The organism is Pseudomonas sp. NBRC 111132 (genome assembly GCF_001320565.1).
GTDB lineage: Bacteria > Pseudomonadota > Gammaproteobacteria > Pseudomonadales > Pseudomonadaceae > Aquipseudomonas > Aquipseudomonas putida_P.
This window is the reverse complement of the sequence record NZ_BCBI01000054.1, coordinates 14,892-27,835: the sequence shown is the minus strand read 5'-3', so window position 1 is coordinate 27,835 and position 12,944 is coordinate 14,892. Positions and strand designations below refer to the sequence as shown.

Sequence of the window (12,944 nt, the reverse complement as noted above, 5' to 3'; positions counted from 1 at the left end):
TCGATAATGGCCGAAACCCCGCGACCGGCGGAGCACACCTCCAGCCTGAAGATCTACTTCCGGCTGCTGAGCTATGTGAAACCCTATGTCGGCATTTTCCTGCTGAGCATTGTCGGTTTCGTGATCTTTGCCTCGACCCAGCCGATGCTGGCCGGCATTCTCAAGTATTTCGTCGATGGCCTGAGCAACCCCGAAGCGGTGTTGTTCCCCAACGTGCCCTACCTGCGTGACCTGCAATTGCTGCAGGCGGTGCCGCTGCTGATCATCCTGATCGCCGCCTGGCAGGGCCTGGGCTCGTTCCTCGGCAACTACTTCCTGGCCAAGGTGTCCCTGTGCCTGGTGCACGACCTGCGTGTGGAGTTGTTCAACAAGCTGCTGGTGCTGCCTAACCGCTACTTCGACAACCACAACTCCGGTCACCTGATTTCGCGCATCACCTTCAACGTGACCATGGTCACCGGCGCGGCCACCGATGCCATCAAGGTGGTGATCCGCGAAGGCCTGACCGTGGTGTTCCTGTTTGCCTACCTGCTGTGGATGAACTGGCACCTGACCCTGGTGATGGTCGCCATCCTGCCGGTGATCGCGGTCATGGTCAGCATCGCCAGCAAGAAATTCCGCAAGCAGAGCAAGAAGATCCAGGTGGCAATGGGCGACGTTACCCACGTGGCGTCGGAAACCATCCAGGGCTACCGCGTGGTCCGCAGCTTCGGCGGCGAGGCCTACGAGGAGCAGCGTTTCGGCAAAGCCAGCCAGAGCAACACCGACAAGCAACTGCGCATGACCAAGACCGGCTCGCTGTACACGCCGATGCTGCAACTGGTGATCTACAGCGCCATGGCCGCGCTGATGTTCCTGGTGCTGTTCCTGCGGGGCGAGTCCACCGCCGGTGACCTGGTAGCCTATATCACTGCTGCTGGCCTGCTGCCCAAGCCGATTCGCCAGCTGTCGGAAGTCAGCTCGACCATCCAGAAGGGCCTGGCAGGTGCCGAGAGCATCTTCGAGCAGTTGGACGAAGAGCCTGAGCTGGACACCGGTACTGTCGAGAAGGAGCGTGTGGAAGGGCGCCTGGAAGTGCGCAACCTGAGCTTCACCTACCCGGGTACCGAGCGTGAAGTGCTGAGCGACATCAGTTTTGTCGCCGAACCTGGGCAGATGATCGCCCTGGTCGGCCGTTCCGGCAGTGGCAAGTCGACCTTGGCGGCGCTTATCCCACGCTTCTATCACCACGACCAGGGGCAGATTCTGCTCGATGGCGTGGAAATCGAAAACTATCGCCTGCGCAACCTGCGTCGCCATGTTTCGCAGGTAACCCAGCACGTCACCCTGTTCAACGACACCGTGGCCAACAACATCGCCTACGGTGACTTGGCCGGTGCCCCACGCGCAGACATCGAAGCCGCCGCAGCCGATGCCTACGCCAAGGAGTTCGTCGACCGGCTGCCGAAGGGCTTCGATACCGAAGTGGGAGAGAACGGTGTACTGCTGTCCGGTGGCCAGCGCCAGCGCCTGGCAATTGCACGGGCGCTGCTGAAAAACGCGCCGCTGCTGATCCTCGACGAGGCTACTTCTGCGTTGGATACCGAGTCCGAGCGGCATATCCAGGCTGCCCTGGATCACGTGATGCAAGGCCGTACCACGCTGGTGATCGCTCACCGCCTGTCGACGATCGAGAAGGCCGACCAGATCCTGGTCATGGACCAGGGCCGCCTGGTCGAGCGTGGCACGCATGCCGAGCTGCTTGCGGCCAATGGCCATTATGCCCGCTTGCATGCCATGGGCCTGGATGAGCCGGCCAAGGCCGATATCACCTGAACCCTCCTTGATCGGGGCCGTCATGGCCCCGATTGTCACGGGAATTTTCTGGGTACGATCTGGCCATAAAGCCGTCGACTACCCTGTGCTAATATCCTGCCCCTGTTCATTATTTCCATATGGGTTGCCCATGAAGTTGTCCATGCCGCGTTTCGATCAAGCCCCGGTACTGGTGGTCGGCGATGTCATGCTCGACCGCTACTGGCATGGCGGTACTTCGCGTATTTCGCCTGAAGCGCCAGTCCCGGTGGTCAAGGTCGATCAAATCGAGGATCGCCCCGGCGGCGCGGCCAACGTTGCCTTGAACATTGCCGCGCTGGGCGCGCCGGCTTCGCTGATCGGCGTCACCGGCCAGGACGAAGCTGCCGACAGCCTGGCCAACAGCCTGCAGGCTGCCGGTGTGCGTTCGGTGTTCCAGCGCATCGCGCATCAGCCGACCATCGTCAAGCTGCGGGTCATGAGCCGTCACCAGCAACTGCTGCGTATCGATTTCGAAGAGCCGTTCGCCACCGACCCATTGTCGCTGGCCACCGAGGTCGACAGCCTGCTCGAGGGTGTCAAGGTGCTGGTTCTGTCCGACTACGGCAAGGGCGCGCTGAAGAATCACCAAAGCCTGATCCAGGCGGCGCGGGCCAAAGGCATTCCGGTGCTGGCCGACCCCAAGGGCAAGGACTTTTCCATTTACCGTGGTGCCAGCCTAATCACCCCGAACCTCAGCGAGTTCGAGACCATCGTTGGCCGTTGCACCGATGAGGCCGACCTGGTTGCCAAGGGTTTGCAACTGCTGCAGGACCTGGACCTCGGCGCCTTGCTGGTAACCCGTGGCGAGCACGGCATGACCCTGCTGCGCGTGGGCCAGCCGGCGCTGCACCTGCCGGCGCGGGCACGTGAAGTGTTCGACGTGACCGGTGCCGGTGATACCGTCATCTCCACCCTCGCCGCAGCCATTGCCGCTGGCGAGGACCTGCCCCATGCTGTGGCCCTGGCCAACCTGGCGGCAGGCATCGTGGTCGGCAAGCTGGGTACGGCGGCCATCAGCGCCCCTGAACTGCGCCGCGCCATCCAGCGTGAGGAAGGCTCCGAGCGCGGTGTGCTGGGCCTGGAGCAACTGCTGCTGGCCATCGATGACGCGCGGGCACACAAAGAGAAGATCGTCTTCACCAACGGCTGCTTCGACATCCTGCATGCCGGGCATGTCACCTACCTGGAACAGGCACGGGCCCAAGGCGATCGCCTGATCGTCGCGGTCAACGACGATGCTTCGGTCAGCCGCCTGAAAGGGCCGGGCCGGCCAATCAACAGTGTCGACCGGCGCATGGCCGTACTGGCCGGCTTGGGCGCGGTGGACTGGGTGATCAGCTTCCCGGAAGGCACCCCGGAAAACCTGCTGAGCCAGGTCAAGCCGGATGTGCTGGTCAAGGGTGGCGACTACGGCATCGACCAGGTGGTGGGTGCCGATATCGTCAAGGCCTATGGCGGCACCGTGAAGGTGCTGGGGCTGGTCGAGAACAGCTCGACCACAGCGATTGTCGAGAAAATTCGCAAGAACTGATACAGCTGGGGCTGCAGAGCAGCCCCGCTATCACTTGTTCAGGCTAGTACGAGCCCGCTCCAGCAGTGCCCGCGCCTTGTCGCCAAAGCGCTGCAGGTGCGATGCCTTCACCGGCTTGTTTTCCACCAGCCCCTGCTGCTTCACCCAGTCCTTCCAGCGTACCCGCTCATCCGCCACCACCCAGCCTTCCTGCCGGGCAAAACTCTCGGCCAGGTACAGCCCGCGTGTGCTCGCCGGCACCAGCTCATCCTTTTTAAGCGTATACAGCTCCGCCAGCGGCTGGCCGTCCTTTAACGGCATCAGATACAGGTCTGGCCGTTTGCGGTTGAGTCGCGCCACCAGCTGGCCGCCCTCCAGCCGTTCATCGACGTGGAACAGGCTGAGTTTCTTGGCCTCACGGGGTACCTGCAGGCGCATATCGTAGATCAGTTGCAGCGAGGCGGTGGGCAAGTGCACATAGGCCCGTGGGCGCTCCAGCAGCATCAGCTGGCCGCAGTGTACCGGGCGTGCTGCGCCGGACTGCGGGGCCAGCACGAAGTGCGGCGTTTCACGGTAGTGCAGGGCGGCAGCGTAAGGGACGGGCAGCCAGGTATCGTTGAAACGCCCGCCAAGCCAGCCCTCTGGGGTTTCCAGCAGGCACTCCTCGGCCACTTCCTGCACAGCCGTGTGCAGCGGCAGGTTCAACTCCTGCGCCGGTACATAACCGGAAATCAGTTTCAGCACCACGTCGCCACGGTCTTGCCGGCGCTGGCGCACCAGCACCCAGTAATCGCGGTTTTGCCAATGCAGGGTAAGGCGCACCGACACGCCCAGGTTTGCCAGTTCGACCACAAAACGCTGCACGTCGGGTAACTGGATCGCCTTGCGCCGCTGCTGGGTCTGGGCAAAGTTCAGCGGCATGCCGATGCTTTGGTAGATCAGGCCTTCAGCCGTGGCCTCGACATGCAGTGGCAGTGTCTTGAAGTTGCTCGGGTTCTTGCGGATCAGCGTTCGCGCCACGAGGCTACTCCTTGCGTCGGGTCAGTCTCCTGGCCCTTGGGCCAGGGGTAACTCAATGCTGGCCCAGGATACGGGCGACGGTGGCCACGTTATGGGCCAGGTGCAACGGGTTGATGGTGCCGACGATAGCACTGCTGACGCCGGGGTGGGCGAACAGCAGCTCAAAGCTGGCCTGCACCGGGTCAACGCCCGGGGCCAGGCAGATATGCCCGCTGGCCAGGGCCTTTTTTACCAGGATGGCCTTGCCGTGTTCGGCAGCGTAGTCCAGCACCGGGCGTTCTGCCTGCTCGTTGAGGTTGTAGGTGACCATGGCGCAGTCGCCTTGCTCCAGCGCCTTCAGGCCGCCGGCGACGGTCTTGCCGGACAGGCCGAAGCCAAGGATCTTGCCCTCCTGCTTGAGCGCTGCCAGGGTCTGGTAGACCTCCTGCTGTTCGAGGATGGCCAGGTCGTTACCGTCGGAATGTACCAGTACCAGTTCGATGCGGTCGGTTTCCAGGCGTCGCAGGCTGCGCTCCACCGAGCGGCGGGTGTGGGCGGCACTGAAATCGAAATGCGATTGGCCTTGATCGAATTCTTCGCCGACCTTGCTGACGATCACCCATTCATCGCGCTGGCCGCGCAGCAGCGGGCCGAGGCGTTCTTCACTGCGGCCATAAGCCGGGGCGGTGTCGATCAGATTGATGCCAAGCTCGCGGGCCTGGGCCAGCAGCAAGCGGGCTTCGTCATCGCCGGGGATGGTGAAGCCGGTGGGGTATTTCACACCTTGGTCGCGGCCCAGTTTTACCGTGCCCAGGCCCAGCGGTGAAACCTTGAAGCCGGTGCTGCCCAGCGGGCGATGGAAGTCGTGCAGGGTTGGCAAGGTCATGGCAGCAGTTGCTCCCAAGCCGGTACGCCCAGCGGTGGGCGTGGCAGGTCGGCCAGGTCGGCTTGTGCTTGTGGACGGATGCCGTCGCGCTCCAGGTGGCTGATGACCCGGTCGCTGAAGTCAGGTGCCAGCGCCAGCTTGGTCGGCCAGCCCACCAGCAGGCGCTGCTGGTCGGCAAGGAAGGCATTGTCCGGGCGTACCAGGCCCGATTGCGCAGGTTCGGCGCGGTCGACGCGCAGGGTGGCCCAGCGCACCAAGCTTTGGTCGACCCATGGCAGCAGGTTGGCGATTTCCTTTTGCGCTGCGGCGATTTGTGCGGCTGGCTCGCGCGCCACGCCATCGGCTTCGGCCAGGTCGCCGCCCAGGTACCAGACCCACTGGCCATCGGCTGCCGGATGGGTGGTCACCGTAACGCGCGGCTTGGGCCCGCCACCCAGGCAGTGAGCGTAAAGGGGTTTCAGGTTGGCGCCTTTGGCCATGACCATGTGCAGCGGCCGTGTTTGCATGGCCGGTTGGTTCAGGCCCAGGGCGTGCAGCAGTTCCTCGGTGCCGGCGCCGGCGCTGAGCACGACGCGTTGGGCACGGATGTCGCGACCGTCAACGCGCAGGCCGACCAGCTCGTCGTTTTCGCGCAGCGGCTCAATGCGCTCCCCAGCCAGCAGGCTGTCGCCCGCCAGTTCGGCCAGGTTGGCCAGCAGGCTGGGCACGTCGATGACCAGTTCGGCCAGGCGGTAAACCTTGCCCTTGAAGGCGCGGTCTTGCAGGGCCGGCGGCAGTTGCTCACCTTTTACTTGGTCGACTCGCCCACGTACGGCCTTGCTGGCGAAGAAGCTGGTGAGGTTGCCGGCCAGGGTGCCTGGCGACCACAGGTAGTGCGCATCGGACAGCAGGCGAGTGCCGCTCAGGTCCAGTTCGCCACTGCCGCTCAAGGCTTCGCGCCAGCGGCGCGGCATGTCGGCAATGGCTTCCGAGGCGCCGGTCAGGGCACCGTGGAGGGCGTACTTGGTGCCGCCGTGGATGATGCCCTGCGACTTGATGGTCTGCTCGCCGCCAAGGCTGGCGCGTTCCACCAGCACTGTCGAGTAGCCCTGGCGGCGCAGGCGGGCATTGAGCCAGAGGCCTGCGACCCCGGCGCCGACGATCAGCACGTCAGTGGAAATGGCAGATGGCATGGCGGTACCTCGAAGACTGGGACAGCTGGCAAGTATACAGGCTATACCTGAGAGGGCCCTATCGTCGGCAAGCCTGCCTCAGTGCCCAGCCGCTTTCGAAAACAGCTGTATCACCACCACGCCCCCCACAATCATGGCCATGCCCAGCATCGCCGGCACATCGAGCTTCTGCCCGTAGATCACCAATGCCGCCACACTGATCAGCACAATCCCCAGCCCCGACCAGATGGCATAGGCAATCCCTACAGGAATGCTGCGCACCACCAAGGTCAGCATCCAGAAGGCAACGCCATACCCCACCACCATCAGCAGCAGTGGCAACGGCGTGCTCAGGCCCTTCACCGCTTTCATCGAAGCGGTGGCGATGACTTCTGCGCAGATGGCAATGGCGAGGTAGGTGTAGGCATTCATGGCGGGATCCTCCGGTAACTGGTTGGGCATTCTAGACCTTGGCCAGATGCGGTAAAGTCATTACCTATCTGATATGGGGATAGGATGATGGCTGAGCAATGGAGTCTGGAGCAGTTGCGTATTTTTTTGCGCGTCGCCGAATTGCGCTCGTTTTCTGCCGTGGCCCGCGAACAACGCAAGGCCCAATCGGCCATCAGCAATGCCATCGCCCTGCTGGAAGCAGACTTGGGTGTCACGTTGTTCGAGCGCAGCAGCGGCCGGCAACCAAAACTGACCGAAAGTGGCAGCGCGTTGCTGGAAGACGCCCGCGAACTGCTGCGCCAGTGCGAACACCTGGATGGTCGCGCCCTGGCCCTGATGCGTGGGCAGGAGGCCTTGCTGCGGGTTGCTCAGGATGAGGCCATGCCTTATCAACCGGTGATCGACAGCCTCGACGAACTGGCCAGCCGCTTCCCGTACCTGGAGGTACAACTGGCCAGCGGCGCCCAGGGCGATGTAGCGCGCAAGCTGGTTGAGCGCCGAGCCGATCTGGGGCTGTTCTTCCACCATGAAAGCATCCCGTCTTCGCTGGAGCGTCGCGTCCTGGGCAGCGTCGAAATGGTCACGGTGTGCGCAGTCGGCCACCCGCTCGCGGGGCAAGGCCGGGCAACCCGCCAGCAACTGGCGCGCCACCGGCAATTACTCATCACCCCACAGCAAAGCGGTTACCCTGGCGGCGAGGCAATCAGCCCGCAGGTATGGCGTGCCGACAGCTTCTACGCCATGGCTGAACTGCTGATGCGCGGCCTGGGCTGGGCCTGGCTGCCGCGGCACGTGGTGCAGTACCCGACCTACCAGGCGCACATGGTCGAACTGGACAGTGAGTGGCGCCCGCCGGCGCTGGTGGCGGAGCTGGCCTGGCGCCGCGATGAGCCACTGGGGCCCGCTGCGCAGTGGCTGGCCGAGCGCTTTGCAGTACACCTGCGTGCGATCGGGTAAACTTCGCCGCCATGAACAGAACACTCTATACCTTGCTGTTTCACCTGGGCCTGCCGCTGGTTGCGCTGCGCCTGTACCTGCGCGCACGCAAGGCGCCGGCCTATGGCCAGCGTATCGGTGAGCGCTTTGCCTTCAAGCTGCCGACCATGCGCCAGGGCGGCATCTGGGTGCATGCGGTGTCGGTGGGTGAGAGCATTGCTGCCGCGCCCATGGTGCGTGCCCTGCTCAAGGCCTACCCCGAACTGCCCATCACCCTTACCTGCATGACTCCCACCGGTTCCGAGCGTATTCGCGCCATGTTCGCCGACGAACCGCGCGTGCAGCACTGCTACCTGCCCTACGACCTGCCATGGGCGGCGGGGCGTTTTCTCGACCATGTGGGGCCGAAGCTGGGTATCATCATGGAAACCGAGCTGTGGCCGAACCACATCCACCAGTGCGCTAAACGTGGGATTCCGGTAGCGCTGGCCAATGCGCGGTTATCCGAGCGCTCGGCCCGTGGTTATGGGCGCTTTGCCAAGCTGACCCGGCCGATGCTGGCCGAAATGAGCCTGATTGCCGTGCAGACCGAAACCGAGGCGCAGCGTTTCCGTGACCTGGGTGCGCGCACTGAGTGCGTGCAGGTCACCGGCTCGATCAAGTTCGACCTGAAGATTGATGAGCAACTGCTACCACGTGCAAAGGCACTGCGTGAGCAGTGGGGTGCCGAGCAGCGCCCAGTGTGGATTGCTGCCAGCACCCATGAAGGCGAGGATGCGCTGATTTTGCAGGCGCACCGGCAGTTGTTGCAGGTGCATGGCGATGCCTTGCTGATCCTGGTGCCGCGCCATCCCGAGCGATTCAATGCGGTACACGCGTTGTGCAGCGAGCAATTCGCCACCGTGCGCCGTTCTGCTGGCACGCCGGTCGATGGGCAAACCCGGGTATTGCTGGGCGACACCATGGGCGAACTGCTGTTCCTGTATGCCTTGGCCGACATTGCCTTCGTCGGTGGCAGCCTGGTAGCGACCGGCGGGCACAACCCGTTGGAGCCTGCGGCGCTTGCCTTGCCGGTGCTCATGGGGCCGCATGTGTTCAACTTCCTAGAAATCAGCGCGATGCTGCGCGAGGCGGGGGCGTTGCAGCAGGTGGATGATACCGATGGACTGGCCGGTGCTGTGCGGCGTCTGGTCGAGCTGCCGCAGGATGCCCAACGCATGGGTGAGGCGGGCAGGGCGGTGATGCAGGCCAATCAGGGGGCGCTGCAGCGCTTGCTCGATGGGCTGAGTGCCTTGATCCGTTGATTTTTCGGTAAAATCACTCGAATGCCTATTCTAGAGTGGAGATATGTAACATTGGTTATTTTCTCCTGCCAGGAAAAGTATAATTTCCTACAGGTGGTTTATCATCGCTAGGAAACTTCCTACAAGTAGATTGTTAAAGTCAGAAGCATCCCACGCATTTGTCGGAGCGTTGTAGGACGCTGGTCTTATTGCATCGCGCTAGTATCACCTCATATTAAATTTTTATATGAGGTGGCGTGGTGTCTGATTCAGCTGATGGATGCAATACCAACGCTATTGAAAGTGGGCTCGCCTGCCTGATCACGTTGGCCCGTTATCATGATGTGGTCGTCTCTCCCGAGCAGTTGCAGCACGATCAGGCAGCAGCGGGTGAGCGATTTTCGACTGGCGCACTACTCCGAGCATTTCAGCAGCTTGGCCTCAGGGCCAAACATCGCAGCATCGATCCGAAGCGGCTCCAGCATACGCCACTGCCCGCTATTGCTGTGGATGCGTGTGGTGAGTATTTCATCATCGCCCGCGCGGAGGGTGAGCAGGTTCTGATACAAGACCCAGGTTCCCGCGTGCCGCAAGTGCTGACCTTGGCAGAACTCTCCATGCGCTGGTCAGGAGAACTCATTCTGGTTCGCACCGATGCCCACTTGCAGCAAGGGCTGACGCGTTTCGACCTGACTTGGTTCATCCCAGCCGTTGTGAAGTACAGGCGGCTATTTGGCGAAGTGCTCGTCGTTTCCTTGGTCATTCAGATATTGGCGCTGCTGACCCCTTTGTTCTTCCAAGTGGTAATGGACAAAGTACTTGTGCATCGTGGTTTGACCACGCTAGATGTTATCGCCCTGGGCTTGTTAGTCGTTGTTCTGTTTGAAACATTGCTGAGTGGGTTGCGTACCTATGTGGCAGCTCATACAGCATCCAGGATTGATGTCGAACTAGGTGCAAGACTGTTCAGGCACTTGGTCAATCTTCCCACCGCCTACTTTCAGGCCAGGCGAGTTGGTGACTCGGTTGCCCGAGTGCGAGAACTGGAGAACATAAGGAGTTTCTTGACCAACAACAGTGTCACGCTGTTGCTGGACGTGCTATTCACGGTGGTCTTCATCGCGGTCATGCTGCTTTATAGCGGCTGGTTGACGTTGGTCGTTGTCGGCTCGTTACCTTTGTATTTTCTCGTGTCCTTGATTGTTACCCCGCTGCTGCGGGCGCGGATTGATCAGAGTTTCCAACGCGGCGCCGAGAATCAAGCCTTTCTTGTGGAGGCGGTGAATGGCATCGATACGCTGAAGTCGATGGCCGTGGAACCGCAGATTACCCGGCGCTGGAACAATCAGTTGGCTGCTTATATCTCGGCCAGCTTCAAGACCCAGAACCTTTCCAACCTCGCGAATGAGAGCGTCGGCCTGATCGGCAAATTGGTCACGGTCGGTACGCTGTGGTTGGGCGCGCGCCTGGTGATCGACGGTGAGCTTACGGTGGGCGAACTGATCGCCTTCAACATGCTCGCGGGGCGCGTGTCGCAACCCATTATCCGTCTGGCCCAACTTTGGACCAGCTTCCAGCAGACAGGCGTATCGATTCAACGCCTGGGTGACATTCTCAACACCCGCACCGAGGTCAACCAAGTCAAGGGTACGGTGTTGCCAACACTGGTCGGGCAGATCGAGTTTGATCGTGTGTGTTTTCGCTATCACTCGGACGGGAGCGAAGTCGTGCGCGATGTCAGCCTGAAGATCGCCGCCGGAGAAGTGATCGGTGTTGTAGGTCGCTCGGGGTCAGGCAAGAGCACGCTGACACGCCTGATCCAGAGGCTCTACTCACCCGAGCGGGGGCGGATACTGCTCGACGGTGCTGACTTGGCGGTAGCCGATGTGGCTTCACTACGTCGGCAGATCGGTGTGGTGCTGCAGGAGAACGTGCTTTTTCGGCGCAGCGTGCGCGAGAACATAGCCCTCGGCAACCCGGCGGCACCGCTCGAAGAGGTCATCGCCGCAGCGACGCTGGCGGGGGCCCATGAGTTCATCCTCGAATTGCCGGATGGCTATGAAACGTTGGTCGGTGAGCACGGTGCCAGCCTGTCAGGCGGGCAACGACAGCGTATTGCCATCGCTCGGGCGCTATTCGGCAACCCGCGCATTCTGATTTTCGACGAAGCCACCAGTGCGTTGGACTATGAGTCCGAACGGATCATCCAGCAGAACATGGCGCGGATTTGTGCACAGCGCACAGTGATCATCATTGCCCACCGGCTTTCAGCTGTACGCCATACCGACCGCATCGTGGTTCTGGAGCGTGGGCAGATCATCGAGCAAGGGGCTCATGACGAGTTATTGGGCAACCCACAAGGCACCTACGCCTACCTGTATCGGCTGCAGCTTGGGGCTGCGGTATGAGCACAGCCTTCAAGGACCTCTTCGAGCGCCATCGGGAAGCGTGGCGAGGGGCCTGGCGACAGCGCCGACGCATGGATGGCCCCATCCGCGAACCTGATGAACTTGCCTTTTTGCCTGCGGCTCTGTCCCTGCAGGAAACGCCAGTACACCCCTTGCCGCGCTACCTGCAGTGGAGCCTGCTGACGTTCATCGGGCTGGCGCTTGCCTGGGCTTGCATTGGTGAGATCGACGTAGTTGCCAGTGCCGAGGGCAAGATCGTACCCAGCGGCAGGAGCAAGCTGATACAGGCCAACGAAGTCGCGGTGGTGCAGGGGATCCATGTCATCGATGGCCAGGCAGTGCGCAAAGGCGACGTGCTGGTTGAGCTGGAGGGGCAGTTAACCGAGGCCGATGTCAAGCGCCTGGGCAGCGAGCTGCTGGCGGCGCAGATCGACCAGGCACGCGCCAGCACCCTGTTGAGCGCACTCGACAAAGGCAAGGCGCCCGCCTCCCTGGCACCGCTGATACCGCTGGCCACGGCTGCGCAGCAGGCCGGAGCGCAGCGCTGGCTGGAGGGTCAGTACCTCGAGCTTCAGACCACGTTGGAACAGGCCGATGCTGAAATCGATCAGCGCGCTGCTGAGATCCGTTCTGCCCAAGGTCGAGCTGATTCGCTGCACCAATTGCTGGTGATCACCCGCCAACTGACGGCGGATTACAAGCAACTGTTCAGCGAAGCGGCCGTGGCCAAGCACACCTACCTTGAAAAAGAGCAGGCTCGCTTGGAGCAGGAGCGCGAACTGGTACTGCAGCGCTCGCGCATCGAAGAACTGGACGCTGCCCGGCTTGCTGCTCAGCACCGTCGTAGCGGTGCCATTGCTCAACTGCGCAGAGCCATGCTTGACCTTGACGGTGATGCGCAGCGGCGCATTGCAACCCTTGAGCAGGAATTGAACAAGGCCGAGCAGCGCAATCGCCTCAAGGTACTGACATCGCCTGTTGACGGAACCGTTCAACAATTGGCCATCCATACGCAAGGTGGTGTGGTTACACCCGCGCAAACGCTGATGGTGGTTGTACCCACGGGGCAGCCCGTGGAAGTGGAAGTAAAGATCGAGAACAAAGATATCGGGTTTGTATATCCGGGGCAGTCTGTGGAGGTGAAAGTCGAAACCTTTACTTTCACCAAATACGGGGTTGTGCCGGGTGTGGTCCAAAGCGTTTCACATGACGCCATTGAAGACGAGCGGCGAGGATTAATTTATAGCGCAAGGATTAAGTTAAGTAAGGGAGCGTTGCGCGTAGGTGGTAAAACTTTGCCGTTGACAGCGGGGATGTCAGTGCGTGCGGAGGTTATTGTAGATAGGCGCAGAGTTATAAGTTACTTCTTGAGCCCCTTGCGGCGGCACATGCAAGAAAGCTTGAAGGAGCGCTAGGTGGCTATAGAAATATTCTGTTGGCTTTGTTTGTGGGCTTGGGCTTTTTTAAGGGTTTGCTTTGTCC

The 12,944-nt window shown here is 61.6% G+C and carries 10 protein-coding genes; 6 read left to right on the top strand and 4 right to left on the bottom strand.

From position 1 onward, the window contains the following. The first annotated feature begins 6 nt into the window (after positions 1–6). Together msbA and hldE are read left to right on the top strand one after the other, a co-directional pair. Positions 7–1,815, top strand: a complete 1,809-nt coding sequence (msbA, locus tag APH35_RS22015) for a lipid A export permease/ATP-binding protein MsbA (RefSeq protein ID WP_012274495.1) — start codon at positions 7–9, stop codon at positions 1,813–1,815. A gap of 130 nt (positions 1,816–1,945) precedes the next feature. Continuing rightward, positions 1,946–3,367 carry a bifunctional D-glycero-beta-D-manno-heptose-7-phosphate kinase/D-glycero-beta-D-manno-heptose 1-phosphate adenylyltransferase HldE gene (gene hldE, locus APH35_RS22010; RefSeq protein WP_012274494.1) on the top strand — a complete coding sequence of 474 codons (1,422 nt, stop codon included), beginning with the start codon at positions 1,946–1,948 and terminating at the stop codon, positions 3,365–3,367. Positions 3,368–3,397: 30 nt separating this feature from the next. Here hldE and APH35_RS22005 read toward each other — a convergent pair whose 3' ends face one another. The 4 genes from APH35_RS22005 to APH35_RS21990 form a co-directional block, all read right to left on the bottom strand. After that, complete coding sequence (locus tag APH35_RS22005) at positions 3,398–4,366, bottom strand: hypothetical protein (protein ID WP_012274493.1); 969 nt, start codon at positions 4,364–4,366, stop codon at positions 3,398–3,400. Between the two features lie 52 nt (positions 4,367–4,418). Further along, complete coding sequence (locus APH35_RS22000; protein WP_012274492.1) at positions 4,419–5,231, bottom strand: aldo/keto reductase; 813 nt, start codon at positions 5,229–5,231, stop codon at positions 4,419–4,421. Beyond that, entirely contained in the window at positions 5,228–6,403 is a 1,176-nt protein-coding gene (locus APH35_RS21995; protein WP_060515509.1) for an NAD(P)/FAD-dependent oxidoreductase, read from the bottom strand. Before APH35_RS21995 ends, APH35_RS22000 begins: the two co-directional genes overlap by 4 nt. A gap of 78 nt (positions 6,404–6,481) precedes the next feature. After that, on the bottom strand, positions 6,482–6,814 hold the full coding sequence (locus APH35_RS21990) for a DMT family transporter (RefSeq protein WP_012274490.1): 333 nt from the start codon (positions 6,812–6,814) through the stop codon (positions 6,482–6,484). An 87-nt stretch (positions 6,815–6,901) separates the two neighbouring features. Here APH35_RS21990 and APH35_RS21985 point away from each other — a divergent pair, with 87 nt between their 5' ends. The 4 genes from APH35_RS21985 (at position 6,902) to APH35_RS21970 (ending at position 12,877) form a co-directional block, all read left to right on the top strand. Then, positions 6,902–7,792 (top strand): LysR family transcriptional regulator, encoded by an 891-nt coding sequence (locus APH35_RS21985; RefSeq protein ID WP_041166801.1) that lies wholly within the window; start codon positions 6,902–6,904, stop codon positions 7,790–7,792. An 11-nt stretch (positions 7,793–7,803) separates the two neighbouring features. Next, entirely contained in the window at positions 7,804–9,075 is a 1,272-nt protein-coding gene (gene waaA / locus APH35_RS21980) for a lipid IV(A) 3-deoxy-D-manno-octulosonic acid transferase (RefSeq protein WP_060515508.1), read from the top strand. Positions 9,076–9,314: 239 nt separating this feature from the next. Next, complete coding sequence (locus APH35_RS21975; protein ID WP_060515519.1) at positions 9,315–11,462, top strand: type I secretion system permease/ATPase; 2,148 nt, start codon at positions 9,315–9,317, stop codon at positions 11,460–11,462. Continuing rightward, positions 11,459–12,877 carry an HlyD family type I secretion periplasmic adaptor subunit gene (locus APH35_RS21970; protein ID WP_060515507.1) on the top strand — a complete coding sequence of 473 codons (1,419 nt, stop codon included), beginning with the start codon at positions 11,459–11,461 and terminating at the stop codon, positions 12,875–12,877. Before APH35_RS21975 ends, APH35_RS21970 begins: the two co-directional genes overlap by 4 nt. Positions 12,878–12,944 lie beyond the last annotated feature (67 nt).

What these genes read in the sequence shown, in the direction of transcription:
- msbA (WP_012274495.1), top strand. Translation starts at nt 7, where the DNA reads ATGGCCGAAACCCCGCGACCGGCGGAGCACACCTCCAGCCTGAAGATC.
- hldE (WP_012274494.1), top strand. Translation starts at nt 1,946, where the DNA reads ATGAAGTTGTCCATGCCGCGTTTCGATCAAGCCCCGGTACTGGTGGTC.
- waaA (WP_060515508.1), top strand. Translation starts at nt 7,804, where the DNA reads ATGAACAGAACACTCTATACCTTGCTGTTTCACCTGGGCCTGCCGCTG.
- APH35_RS21985 (WP_041166801.1), top strand. Translation starts at nt 6,902, where the DNA reads ATGGCTGAGCAATGGAGTCTGGAGCAGTTGCGTATTTTTTTGCGCGTC.
- APH35_RS21995 (WP_060515509.1), bottom strand. Translation starts at nt 6,403, where the DNA reads ATGCCATCTGCCATTTCCACTGACGTGCTGATCGTCGGCGCCGGGGTC.
- APH35_RS21970 (WP_060515507.1), top strand. Translation starts at nt 11,459, where the DNA reads ATGAGCACAGCCTTCAAGGACCTCTTCGAGCGCCATCGGGAAGCGTGG.
- APH35_RS22000 (WP_012274492.1), bottom strand. Translation starts at nt 5,231, where the DNA reads ATGACCTTGCCAACCCTGCACGACTTCCATCGCCCGCTGGGCAGCACC.
- APH35_RS21990 (WP_012274490.1), bottom strand. Translation starts at nt 6,814, where the DNA reads ATGAATGCCTACACCTACCTCGCCATTGCCATCTGCGCAGAAGTCATC.